12 protein-coding genes are annotated in these 12615 nt (G+C 56.1%); 2 read left to right on the top strand and 10 right to left on the bottom strand.

The features are described 5' to 3' along the window. Window positions 1-90 precede the first annotated feature (90 nt). Window positions 91-1599: a glycerol kinase GlpK gene (gene glpK / locus ACTJJA_RS22225; protein WP_089599288.1), complete on the bottom strand. Its 1509-nt coding sequence runs from the start codon at window positions 1597-1599 to the stop codon at window positions 91-93. A 21-nt stretch (window positions 1600-1620) separates the two neighbouring features. Beyond that, window positions 1621-2466 (bottom strand): MIP/aquaporin family protein, encoded by an 846-nt coding sequence (locus ACTJJA_RS22220; RefSeq protein ID WP_010436934.1) that lies wholly within the window; start codon window positions 2464-2466, stop codon window positions 1621-1623. Window positions 2467-2865: 399 nt separating this feature from the next. Here ACTJJA_RS22220 and zapB point away from each other — a divergent pair, with 399 nt between their 5' ends. Beyond that, window positions 2866-3105, top strand: a complete 240-nt coding sequence (gene zapB / locus ACTJJA_RS22215; protein WP_010436935.1) for a septal ring assembly protein ZapB — start codon at window positions 2866-2868, stop codon at window positions 3103-3105. A gap of 581 nt (window positions 3106-3686) precedes the next feature. Here the strand turns inward: zapB and rraA are convergent. From rraA to priA, 7 genes are all read right to left on the bottom strand, one after another. After that, window positions 3687-4172: a ribonuclease E activity regulator RraA gene (gene rraA / locus ACTJJA_RS22210; RefSeq protein WP_010436943.1), complete on the bottom strand. Its 486-nt coding sequence runs from the start codon at window positions 4170-4172 to the stop codon at window positions 3687-3689. Between the two features lie 92 nt (window positions 4173-4264). After that, window positions 4265-5185 carry a 1,4-dihydroxy-2-naphthoate polyprenyltransferase gene (gene menA / locus ACTJJA_RS22205; RefSeq protein WP_440669226.1) on the bottom strand — a complete coding sequence of 307 codons (921 nt, stop codon included), beginning with the start codon at window positions 5183-5185 and terminating at the stop codon, window positions 4265-4267. A gap of 68 nt (window positions 5186-5253) precedes the next feature. Further along, window positions 5254-6588 carry an HslU--HslV peptidase ATPase subunit gene (gene hslU / locus ACTJJA_RS22200; RefSeq protein ID WP_023309685.1) on the bottom strand — a complete coding sequence of 445 codons (1335 nt, stop codon included), beginning with the start codon at window positions 6586-6588 and terminating at the stop codon, window positions 5254-5256. Window positions 6589-6597: 9 nt separating this feature from the next. Then, a complete protein-coding gene (gene hslV / locus ACTJJA_RS22195) occupies window positions 6598-7128 on the bottom strand; it encodes an ATP-dependent protease subunit HslV (RefSeq protein ID WP_008501802.1) in 531 nt (176 codons plus the stop codon). 94 nt (window positions 7129-7222) lie between these two features. Then, a complete protein-coding gene (gene ftsN / locus ACTJJA_RS22190) occupies window positions 7223-8212 on the bottom strand; it encodes a cell division protein FtsN (protein ID WP_440669225.1) in 990 nt (329 codons plus the stop codon). A 93-nt stretch (window positions 8213-8305) separates the two neighbouring features. Beyond that, a complete protein-coding gene (cytR, locus tag ACTJJA_RS22185) occupies window positions 8306-9331 on the bottom strand; it encodes a DNA-binding transcriptional regulator CytR (protein WP_042718153.1) in 1026 nt (341 codons plus the stop codon). Between the two features lie 119 nt (window positions 9332-9450). Then, entirely contained in the window at window positions 9451-11646 is a 2196-nt protein-coding gene (gene priA, locus ACTJJA_RS22180) for a primosomal protein N' (protein WP_108417939.1), read from the bottom strand. 200 nt (window positions 11647-11846) lie between these two features. Here priA and rpmE point away from each other — a divergent pair, with 200 nt between their 5' ends. Beyond that, the gene (gene rpmE, locus ACTJJA_RS22175; RefSeq protein WP_003862040.1) at window positions 11847-12059 is read left to right on the top strand and encodes a 50S ribosomal protein L31; all 213 of its coding nucleotides are present in this window, start codon (window positions 11847-11849) and stop codon (window positions 12057-12059) included. 49 nt (window positions 12060-12108) lie between these two features. Here rpmE and metJ read toward each other — a convergent pair whose 3' ends face one another. Further along, the gene (gene metJ, locus ACTJJA_RS22170) at window positions 12109-12426 is read right to left on the bottom strand and encodes a met regulon transcriptional regulator MetJ (protein ID WP_010436961.1); all 318 of its coding nucleotides are present in this window, start codon (window positions 12424-12426) and stop codon (window positions 12109-12111) included. Window positions 12427-12615: the final 189 nt, after the last annotated feature.

Genomic DNA, 12615 nt, shown 5'->3' with positions numbered 1-12615 from the left:
CTCACCCCGGCCCTCTCCCCAAAGGGGAGAGGGTGTTTTAAGTCCCCTCGCCCCTTTGGGGAGAGGGTTAGGGTGAGGGGTGAGTCTGTCTTATTCTTCGTGCTCTTCCCACGCCAGAGCGCGTTTCACCGCTTTTTTCCAGCCGCTGTAGCGGAAGTTACGCTCGGTGGTTTCGATGCCCGGGCGGAATTCGCGTTCGATAACCGCTTTTTCCTGCAGCTCGTCCAGGTTCTGCCAGAAGCCTACCGCCAGACCGGCAAGGTACGCCGCACCCAGCGCCGTCACTTCGCGCACTTCAGGGCGCTCAACGCGGGTGCCCAGAATGTCGGACTGGAACTGCATCAGGAAGTTATTCGCTACCGCACCGCCGTCCACGCGCAGGGCGTGCAGACGAATGCCGGAGTCAGCCTGCATCGCCTCCAGCACGTCGCGCGTCTGGTAGGCGATGGATTCCAGGGTGGCGCGAATAATGTGGTTAGAGTTCACACCGCGCGTCAGACCGAAAATCGCGCCGCGTGCATACGGATCCCAGTACGGTGCGCCCAGACCGGTGAACGCAGGCACCACGTACACGCCGTTGGTGTCTTTCACTTTGGTCGCGAAGTACTCGGAATCGAACGCATCGCTGATCAGCTTCATCTCGTCGCGCAGCCACTGAATGGACGCACCGGCCATAAACACCGCACCTTCCAGCGCATAGTTCACTTCGCCGCGCGGGCCGCAGGCGATGGTGGTCAGCAGGCCGTTTTCTGATTTCACCGCTTTCTCACCAGTGTTCATCAGCATAAAGCAGCCGGTGCCATAGGTATTCTTCGCCATCCCTTCCTTGACGCACAGTTGGCCGAACAGCGCCGCCTGCTGGTCACCGGCGATACCGGCGATAGGAATACGGGTGCCGCCTTTACCACCGATGTTGGTCTGGCCGTACACTTCTGAAGACTTACGCACTTCAGGCAGCATCGCGCGCGGGATGTCCAGCGCGTCCAGCATCTTGTCATCCCACTCCAGGGTGTTGATGTTGAACAGCATGGTACGCGAGGCGTTGGTATAGTCGGTGACGTGAACGCGTCCCTGGGTCATTTTCCAGATAAGCCAGGTATCAACGGTACCGAACAGCAGCTCGCCGCGTTTAGCACGCTCGCGTGAGCCTTCCACGTGGTCGAGGATCCACTTCACCTTGGTGCCGGAGAAATACGGGTCAACCACCAGGCCGGTAGCGCTACGAACGTACTCTTCCATACCGTCGCGCTTTAGCTTCTCACAGATTTCTGAGGTACGACGGCACTGCCAGACGATGGCGTTGTAAATTGGCTTACCGGTTTCGCGCTCCCAGACCACGGTGGTTTCACGCTGGTTGGTGATACCGATGGCGGCAATTTCGTCGGAGCTGATGTCGGCTTTCGCCAGCACTTCGACCAGCGTGGAGCTTTGTGACGCCCAAATCTCCATTGGGTCATGCTCTACCCAGCCTGGACGAGGATAAATTTGCTCGAATTCGCGCTGTGACACGCTGACGATGTTCGCGTCATGATCCATTACGACAGCGCGGGAGCTGGTAGTGCCCTGGTCGAGCGCAACAATATATTTTTTTTCGGTCATGTTAGGTGTCCCGTAGTCAGATTACAGCGAAGCTTTTTGTTGTGCGGTAGACGTTGTTTCTTTCTCTTCTTCCACACAGGTGTCGCACGGTAAGTGGCGACCAATTAATTTGCGATAGCCGAATGCACCCAGCGCCGCCCCTACGATTGGCCCGAACAGCGGAACCAGGAAGTAAGGAATATCTTTGCCACCGGTGAAGGCGACGTCGCCCCATCCAGCGAAGAAGGCGAAGGTTTTTGGCCCCAGGTCACGCGCCGGGTTCATCGCGAAGCCGGTCAGTGGACCCATTGATGCGCCGATAACCGCAATCAGCAGGCCAATCAGCAGCGGGGCCAGCGGGCCGCGCGGAATGCCGTTGCCGTCATCGCCCAGCGCCATAATGACGCCCATCAGAATAGCGGTAATCACCATTTCAACTGCGAACGCCTGCACAAAATTGATATGCGGGTTCGGATAGGTTGAGAAGATGCCAGCCAGATCCAGACTTTCGACACTGCCGCGCACCATATGATGCGTCTGTTCGAAGTCGATGAAAAGATTGTAATAAAGCCCGTAAACTAACGCCGCTGCGCAAAAGGCGCCGGCAAACTGAGAAATGATGAAAGGAACAACTTTGCGTCCATCGAAGCACGCGAACAGCCACAGCGCGATGGTCACCGCCGGGTTAAGATGTGCACCGGAAACCCCTGCAGTCAGGTAGATGGCCATCGCCACGCCCAGACCCCAGATGATACTGATTTCCCACTGACCAAAACTGGCACCCGCCACTTTCAGTGCAGCGACACAGCCCACTCCGAAGAATATCAACAACCCGGTACCAAGGAACTCGGCAATGCACTGGCCTTTTAAGGTTGATGTCTGACTCATAATCGGAATCCTGAAGAGATGAATGTTTATTGTTAGCATGGCCGCCCGTGACAGCCACGATGTCCTGTAGACATAGTGTTAATTTATCGTTAACGAGCAAAAACGAGAAATATCGAAATCAAAATGTGTGGTCTGCGTCAATAAAATGAGCGTTTTCGCGCCATAAAGCACATTTTTGCATCAGCCTCAGAATGTGAGCTGAATCATTTCATTAACGAATGAGTTAACAATTTAGGGGGATATGACGCGAACGCACCAGGACCAGACCTAAAAGTGTTGCAAACCGCGATCTGCGCGGAGTGTCGCTGGACACAGAGCGCCGCGCTCCATACAATCGACGGTATATGTCGTGCGCGTTTACGTTAAAGCGTCGCCTTGCAATTCAGGAGAGGTAGCATCATGTCTTTAGAAGTGTTTGAGAAACTGGAATCGAAAGTACAGCAGGCGATTGACACCATCACCCTGCTGCAGATGGAAATTGAAGAGCTGAAAGAGAAGAACAACAGCCTGGCGCAGGAAGTTCAGAACGCTCAGCACGGCCGCGAAGAGCTGGAGCGCGAAAACAACCAGCTGCGCGAACAGCAGAACGGCTGGCAGGATCGCCTGCAGGCGCTGCTGGGACGTATGGAAGAAGTCTGATTCCCTTAGGGATGACTGACCAGGCCGGGTAAGGCGAAGCCGCCACCCGGCTTTTTTATGGTTATTGCTCACGGATTTCAACCATAAAAAAGGCCGCCGGAGGCGGCCTTAACGCTACTTGTCCTGCGCTGTCATAGCATAAGCAACAAACCCACTCGGTTCATCACTCTTTACCACGAGTACGCTGGCGACAATGAACGCGATACATAAATAGCGTTTCATTATGCGGTCCCTGCTGCTAACCGCTCCACCGTTCACCACCGGTGATAAGTCGGTGGACACAAGCCCGGTTAAAGGTTGCTTTACGGTGGTGAATACACCTTTCCCTGGACCGATGCCCATTTGCGAGATGGCGGAAAGGGACGCAGCATGATAGTTAGCAACAGCAGCGGAGTTAAGGTTTTTATAAATAATTAGGAATTTATAAAGGGTCGATGGGGTTACCTGAGGTTTGAACCAGGGTAAGATAAAAATCCTGGTTAAAGGTTGCTAGACTTCCCAACGGACCGCGAATCCCGAGGGACAAAAAAACCGCCACATTGCTGTTGGCGGTTTTTTTATGGTTCACGCTGACTGTTCTATTACTCGATATCCAGCGGATCTTCGGAAAGGATAATGCCGGTGTTATCGGCGTAGAGATGGTCGCCGGAGAAGAAGGTCACGCCGCCGAAATTGACGCGCACGTCACTTTCGCCGATGCCGTCGCCCGCTGCGCCTACCGGTATGGCCGCGATGGCCTGAATCCCGATATCCAGGTCTTCGAGATCGTCCACCTGACGCACGGAGCCGTACACCACAATGCCTTCCCACTCGTTCTGGACGGCAATTCCCGCCAGTTCAGCATCAATCAATGCTCGGCGCACGGAACCGCCGCCGTCGACCACCAGAACGCGGCCACGACCATTCTGTTCGAGCAGATCGTACAGCAACCCGTTATCCTCGAAACATTTCACCGTGATGATTTGCCCGCCAAACGACGACCGCCCACCAAAGTTGGAGAACAGCGGTTCAACGACGTTAACATCTTCCTGGTAGATGTCACAAAGCTCGGAGGTATCGTATTTCATAGGTTTAACGCTCAGTTGCTGCGAATGTGTTCAGTATATCGTGCGAAATGCGTTGTTGGCAAAATCATCAATTGTTAATTGATATTTGTCAGCTAACTGAGCGTCTGGCTTAACACAATCCCGATGACGAACAACAGGTTAGTCAACAGCGCGCCTTTTACCGTACGTTCCAGCATTGGCGGCATAGCGGACGGACTGAGCTCACGCATCACAAAGCGGGCCTGCTTAACCAGCAACGGCGCGGCAAGCACAAACAGCCAGCCCCACAAGCTCTGCAAGGAAATCAGGTTAAACAACGCCAGACAGACCAGAGCACCCAACAGCAGGCAGGCATGGTAGCGACGCGCATTAACCGGCCCCAGACGCACGGCCAGGGTGTTTTTGCCGTTCTCGCGATCGCTGTCGATATCGCGCAGGTTGTTGATGTTGAGCACCGCCGTCGCCAGCAGGCCGCAGGCGGTTGCGGGCAGGAACAGGGCAGGGATGACCGTATGCGCCTGCAGATACCAGCTCCCCATCACGCTCAGCCAGCCGAAGAACACCAGCACGGAGATATCACCCAGCCCAATATAACCGTAAGGGCGCGTGCCAACGGTGTAGGTAATGGCTGCGATAATCGCGAGCAGACCCAGCACCAGGAAACCGATGAAATCGCTGGTGGTCTTAGACGCGACCGTCACCAGCGCCAGGCCGGACAAGCAAATCAGCACCACGGTGATAATCAGCGCGCGTTTCATCTGTGCCTGGGTAATGACCCCTTTCTGCATCCCGCGCAGCGGCCCGATGCGATCGGGCTTGTCGCTGCCTTTCACCGCATCGCCGTAGTCGTTGGCAAGATTGGAAAGAATTTGCAGCAGGCCGGCGGTAATCAATGCCAGCGCGGCGACCAGCGGATCAAAATAACCTTGCCACCAGGCAAGCGCAGTACCGACGATAATCGCGGCAAAGGCCAGAGGAAGCGTTTTAGGGCGCAAACTTTCGAGCCACGCCTGAGTACGGCTGATGTCAGTCATAAGTATTTAGCCAATAAAAATGGGGGCATTAGCCCCCATTAAACGTGATGAGAATGCAGTAACCGCGATTATAGGATAAAACGGCTCAGATCTTCATCTGCCACTAACGCATCCAGATGTTTACTCACATATTCTGCGTCAATGGTAACGGTTTGACCGTTAAGGTCGCTCGCATCATAAGAGATATCTTCCACCAGGCGTTCCAGTACGGTGTGCAGACGACGCGCACCGATGTTCTCGGTGGTTTCGTTCACCTGCCATGCGGCCTGGGCGATACGTTTGATACCGTCTTCGGTGAACTCGAGGTTCACACCTTCGGTTGCCATCAGCGCTTTGTACTGCACGGTGGCAGAGGCGTTTGGCTCGGTCAGGATACGTTCGAAATCTTCGGTGGTCAGCGCCTGCAGCTCAACGCGGATAGGCAGACGGCCCTGCAGTTCCGGGATCAGATCCGACGGGCTGGCAACCTGGAACGCACCGGAAGCGATAAACAGGATGTGGTCCGTTTTCACCATGCCGTGCTTCGTGGAGACGGTGCAGCCTTCAACCAGCGGCAGCAGGTCGCGCTGAACGCCTTCGCGGGATACATCCGGGCCGGAGCTGTTGCCGCCGCGCTTACAAATTTTGTCGATTTCGTCGATAAACACGATGCCGTGCTGCTCAACCGCGTCGATAGCGTCCTGCTTCAGCTCTTCCGGGTTCACCAGCTTCGCCGCTTCTTCTTCAATCAGCAGCTTCATCGCGTCTTTGATTTTCAGCTTACGTGCTTTCTGCTTCTGGCCGCCCAGGTTCTGGAACATGGACTGCAGCTGGCTGGTCATCTCTTCCATGCCCGGAGGCGCCATGATTTCCACACCCATCGGCGCGGCAGCGAGATCGATCTCAATCTCTTTGTCGTCCAACTGGCCTTCACGCAGTTTCTTGCGGAATGCCTGGCGCGCTGCGGACGGTTCCGCCTGCTGCTCTGCCTGGCCCCAGTTGTTTTTAGCCGGTGGGATCAGCACGTCGAGAATGCGCTCTTCGGCCATCTCTTCTGCGCGATAGCGGTTTTTCTCGATAGCCTGGACGCGCACCATCTTGATTGCCGAGTCGGTCAGATCGCGGATGATGGAGTCCACTTCTTTACCTACGTAGCCCACTTCGGTGAACTTAGTGGCTTCCACTTTGATGAACGGCGCGTTAGCGAGTTTCGCCAGGCGACGAGCGATTTCGGTTTTACCAACGCCGGTCGGCCCGATCATCAGAATGTTTTTCGGGGTTACTTCGTGGCGCAGCTCTTCGTCAAGCTGCATACGACGCCAGCGGTTACGCAGGGCAATCGCCACGGAACGCTTGGCGTTATCCTGGCCGATAATGTGTTTGTTCAGTTCGCTGACAATTTCGCGTGGGGTCATTTCAGACATGGGAGATCCTTACGCTTTGGAGGTCAATTCTTCGATGGTGTGGTTGTGGTTGGTATAAATGCAGATATCACCTGCAATATCCAACGCTTTCACCGCGATATCACGCGCGTTCATGTCGGTATTTTCCAACAGAGCGCGGGCTGCAGCCTGGGCGTACGGGCCGCCGGAGCCGATGGCAATCAGGTCATTTTCCGGCTGAATCACGTCACCGTTACCGGTGATGATTAGCGAGGCGGTTTCATCGGCCACGGCCAGCAGCGCTTCGAGCTTGCGCAGCATGCGGTCGGTACGCCAGTCTTTCGCCAGCTCAACGGCGGCTTTCACCAGATGACCCTGGTGCATTTCCAGTTTGCGTTCAAACAGTTCAAACAGCGTGAAGGCATCCGCCGTGCCGCCTGCAAAACCGGCGATCACTTTGTCGTTGTAGAGACGACGCACTTTCTTCACGTTGCCTTTCATGACGGTATTACCCAGCGTGGCCTGGCCATCACCGGCGATTACCACATGGCCGTTACGGCGTACACTTACTATTGTTGTCACGAGCAGACCCCCTGGTTACAGATTCGGGAAACAGAAGCCCTGAGCCAGTGCTCAGGGCTGAATTAAATGATAGATGGGGGGGATTTTGGGGGTTTCAACCCCCGGAGGCGAGTCGAATGCAGTTTGTGTGACCGGCTACTTTCAAACGAGAGATAGTGCCATCGGCATTTTCTTTGCCTTTGACCGGGCCAATCACCACGCGGTTCCAGCCGTTGTTGGTGGTAATGCGTGAGTCAAATCCTTCGAACGCGAGCTGAGCACGCACGGTTTCGGCCTGCTCGGCGCCTTTAAACGAGCCGCACTGCACCATCCAGCGGCGTTCGTCTTTTTTCTCTGCCGTTTGCTTCGGTGCTTCGGTCTCTTTGGTCACCGGCGCGGTCTGCTGCGTTTTCGGCTGCTGCGCCGTGGTATGCGCTGGCGTCTGGAGCAGATCCTGATACGGCTGCGCCGCCTGCTTTTGCGGCTGCGCTTTTGGCTGTTGCTGAACAGGCTGCGTTTGTACCGTACGCGTCTGCTGCTGTGGCTGCTGGTATGGCTGGGCCTTCGGCTGTTGTACCGGCTGGGTTTGCGTCCACTGCTGCTGTTGCTGCTGCTGAATTTGTGCCTGGCGCTGACGCTGCATCTGCAACGTTTGCTGACGCTGCGCAGGCGTTTGTTCGTTCCACGGCACTTCATTCAGCTGCGTAGGCTGCTGACGCATATCGGCCTGCATCTGTGCCAGCAGCTGGCGCTGTTCGTTCGTCAGCTGATCGGCATTTTTCACTTCGCCACCGGCAGACGGCTCGGTAGGCGCACGCACGCCAGGCTGGCGGCTTTCCAGCTCTTTAATATAGCGCCAGCGCTCCTCAGGCTTCGGCGGAAGGCCATTACCGGCCACTTTGTTGCCCTGAAGCGCTTCAGATTCTTCTTTTTTATGGTGCGTAATGAAGTACAGGCCGCCAATGAAGGCCACCAGTACAGCCGCAGCAATAGCGACCATTGCTGGCGAGACGGCAGGCATGTTCCGCTGCTTGCTTTTTGAACTACTCTTTTTGCGTCGCGAAGGTGCCGGCTGGCCGCGACGTACATAATCTCGTTGTGCCACTATCGTTTCGCTGTATTTATTCGTTCGTCAGCCCGCCATGTTACTTAAGCGGCGGGGCTTTGACCAGATAAGGGTGTCCGAAAGGCATTTACTTTAAGTCAATGCCTGGGTAGAGCCGCGAACAATCAGCTCGCAGTCGAGTAACCGCGAGCCGCTGCTAACCGTTTGACCCTGCAGCTGATCCAGCAAAAGCAGCATCGCTTCGCGGCCAATCTGATAGCGCGGTTGAGAAACGGTTGAGAGCGGCGGATCGCAAAACTCTGAAAGCGAAATATTATCGAAGCCGATAATCGACAGGTCTTTTGGCACGCGTAACCCACGACGTTTGGCGTGTGACAGCGCGCCCAGTGCCATCACGTCGCTGTGGCAGAACACCGCCGTTGGCGGTTGCGGCAGTGCCAGCAGTTTCTCCAGCGCTTGTCCGCCCGCTTCAAAGGTAAAATCACCGCGCGCAATATAGTGCGGATCAACGATGGCTCCGGTACGACGCAGCGCCTGAACATAGCCCTGCAGGCGGTAGTGGCAAAGCGGCATCTCTTCCGGTCCGGCAATACAGCCAATACGCTTATGCCCCAGTTCCTGAAGATAGTTCACCGCATTGAACGCGGCCGTCAGGTTATCAATATGCACCGTCGGCAGTTCCAGCTCTGGCGCGAACTCGTTGGCCATCACCATCGGCGGTAAATTGCGTTGTTCTTCAATGCTGGCATCAAACGGCAGGCGGGAGCCAAGCAGCAACATGCCGTCAATCTGCTTGGTGATAATGAGATCGATAAAGGTTTTTTCCTGCTGATTCTGGTGGGCGCAGTCGCCAATCAGCACCAGATAGCCTTGTTCAGCCGCCGTCACTTCGATACCGCGAATGATCTCGCTAAAGAAGGGGTCGCAGATGTCCGGCACAATCACCAGAATAGTCCGCGATTCGTTGCGCTTTACGTTGCGCCCCATCGCCTGCGGGAAATAGCCCACTTCCAGCGCCGCCTGTTCAACCTTGTTACGGGTCGCCTGGGAGACTTTATCCGGGTTCATTAATGCGCGGGACACGGTTGCCGTTGAGACTTGTGCTTTCTCGGCAACGTCTTTCATGGTCGCCGTAGTGACCTCTTTCCTGGACTTCAACGTCTTCTCCTCGCCTGAACACCGAACTGCGGACATCACCATTTTTACAGATAGTTAATGGAATCGGTTACAGAATTTTCATAAAAAGTGTGAGGCGCGTTAAATTTTTCGATCCGTCTTCAGCCTTCGATGGGATCGACGTCCAGAACCCACTTCACTTTGCGCGCTTCCGGCAGGGTGTTGATCAGCGCCAGCGTGCCGCTGACGATATGCTGCAGGCGGATACGTGACGGGTGCTGAAGTAAGATTTGCCAGCGGAAACGTCCGCCGCGTTTCGGGGCCAGCGCTGGAACCGGACCCAAAATCCACAGCTGACTATCCACCAGCGGGCTGGCCTGCAGGAGGTTTCTCAGCTGTTGCAGGAAAAGCGGCGCCTGCTGGTTGTTATGGTCTTCCGCGCGGATGATGACGTGGCTGGTCCACGGCGGCAGCTGCATGGTCTGGCGTTCGGCCAGCGCCTGTTCGGCAAAGGCGTCATAGCCTTTATGCAGCAACGTTTGCAGCAGCGGGTGCTCAGGGTGGTGCGTTTGCAGCACCACTTCGCCTTGCTTTCCTGCGCGTCCGGCACGCCCCGCCACCTGCGTATAAAGCTGGGCGAAGCGCTCGGCGGAGCGGAAATCTGCCGAAAACAGCGCGCCGTCAACGTCCAGCAGGGCGACCAGCGTGACGTCCGGGAAGTGATGCCCTTTTGCCAGCATCTGGGTGCCAATCAATATGCGTGCCCCACCGCGATGCACTTCCGCCAGCTGTTGTTCCAGGGCGCCTTTGCGGCTGGTGGTGTCCCGATCGATACGCGAAATCGGCACGTCCGGGAAGAAGGGGCCAAGGGCCTGTTCAAGCTGTTCCGTGCCCAGACCGACCGGCACGATATGTGTTGAGCCACACGATGGACACTGGCGCGGCACCGGGCGCTGGCTGTCGCAGTGGTGGCAGCGTAAATGACGCTGGGCCTGATGGAAGGTGTAGTAGTGGTCGCAGCGCGGGCATTCCGCTATCCAGCCGCAGTCGTGGCACAGCAGGGCGGGCGCGAAGCCGCGTCGGTTAAGGAACAGGATCACCTGGTTGCCCGCCTGCAAGTGCTGTCGCATTCGGGTAATCAATGCTGGCGCGAGCCCGGCCTGAACCTGCTGACCTTTCAGATCCAGCACGTGCTGAATCGCCGGACGGGCATTACCCGCGCGACGCGTCAGGCGCAGCATATGGTATTTACGCTGGCGCACGTTGTGCAGCGTTTCGAGCGCAGGCGTGGCGGAGCCGAGAATAATGGGAATTTGCTCGCTGTGCGCGCGGTATACCGCTAAGTCACGGGCGTGATAGCGCCAGCCTTCCTGCTGTTTATAGGAGCTGTCGTGCTCTTCATCTATTACGATAACGCCGAGATTTTTAAACGGTGTAAACAGCGACGAGCGGGTGCCGATCACAATCGCCGCTTCGCCGTTTTTCGCTTTCAGCCAGGCGCTGAGGCGCTCGCTGTCGTTAAGCCCTGAGTGCAGCACCTCAACCGGCGCGTTAAAGCGTTCGCGGAATCGGGCGATGGTTTGGGGCGTCAGGCCGATTTCCGGCACCATCACCAGCGCCTGTTTGCCCTGTGCGAGCACGTTTTCCAGCACGCTCAAATACACTTCGGTCTTGCCGGACCCCGTCACGCCCGCCAGCAGCCAGGCAGAGAAATGGTCCGAGGCACTGTGAATCGCCCCCACGGCGGTGGCCTGCTCGGTGTTCAGACGCAGGCGATCGCCGGAGACGGAGAAGCCGTCGCGCCAGTCGTGAAGGGCGGGCGCTTCGCTTGCCAGTTCGCTCAGCCCTTTCTTTCTTAATGCCTGGAGCGCGGTTTCGCTGACCTCAAGCTCGTCGACCTGATGCCGCCAGATTTTTCCCTGACGCAGCGCCGCCAGCGCCTGCTGCTGTTTCTGCGAACGCTTCAGGCTGTTGATATCCACTGCCTGACCCTGCTCGGTAGCAAACCAGTACCACATTGGCGCATGGCTGGCGCTTTTGCCCTGGCGCAGCATGATTGGCAGCGCGTGGAACAGGACGTCGCCAATCGGATGGTGATAGTAATCCGCCGCCCACAGCAGCAGTCGCCAGGTGCTGGTGGAGTAAACCGGCTCGCTGTCCAGTACCTCAACAACCGATTTCAGTTCATTAAGCGGCAGCTCGCTTTTTTCACTCACGGAAACCACGATCCCCACGCGCTGCTGTTTGCCAAACGGCACGGTCACGCGACAGCCCGCTTTGGCGCTCATGCTGTCGGGCAGCAGGTAGTCAAAGGTGCGGGGAAGCGGAACGGGCAGGGCAACGTGAGCGACGGGCATCGAATCTTCCTGACTTGAAAAGTGGCGCGTTAGTATACACATTAGTGAAAGCGGCGTGCGGATCAGTTTGCATACGCTGGTCAAATTCTGTATGATTCGCCGCCTTTGGTGTATATTACGCCAAAGAAATTACATTCAACATCGCGTGGTGTCTGGCGTTAGGGCTGGAAGAGCGACGCGGCCTTAACTGAGGTTCTCCCATGAAAAAAGATATTCACCCGAAATACGAAATGATTACTGCAAACTGCTCTTGCGGTAACTCTATCCAGATCCGCTCCACCGTGGGTCACGATCTGAACCTGGACGTGTGCGGCAAATGCCACCCGTTCTACACTGGTAAGCAGCGTGATGTTGCAACCGGTGGCCGTGTTGACCGCTTCAACAAGCGTTTCAGCATCCCGGGCGCTAAATAAGTATCCCGAAAGAAAAGGCACCGCAAGGTGCCTTTTTTGTATCTGCTTCTCAGTATTCCCACGTATCCGGGTCAATGCCCAGTTCACGCATGATGATTTTCGCCTCTTCCGGGATTTCATCACTGCGCTCTTTGCGCAAATCGTCATCGTTCGGCAACGGTTGGCCGGTAAACGCATGCAGGAACGCTTCGCACAGCAGTTCGCTGTTGGTCGCGTGGCGCAGGTTGTTCACCTGACGACGCGTACGTTCATCGGTGAGGATCTTCAACACCTTCAGAGGAATGGAAACCGTAATTTTCTTTACTTGCTCACTCTTCTTACCGTGCTCAGCGTATGGGCTGATATATTCGCCGCTCCATTCAGCCATGAGATACCTTTAATCCTCTCAGTCATTAATCTAAAGGTGCAGAACCGATAACCGCCGGTTTTGAACCGTAATCTTGCCTAGTTTACCGTAGAGACGATACCGTGGCACGGATATTGCCGCTGCAGCGTGCACTAAAGCATATAATTTTAACGGCTATTTGCGCATTGCTCAATCTATACGCAAAGAAGT

The sequence above is a fragment of the Enterobacter sp. 22452 genome (assembly GCF_052045065.1).
Classification (GTDB): domain Bacteria; phylum Pseudomonadota; class Gammaproteobacteria; order Enterobacterales; family Enterobacteriaceae; genus Enterobacter; species Enterobacter mori.
Note: the sequence above shows the minus strand (reverse complement) of the source record. Positions and strands in the feature narration are given on the sequence as shown.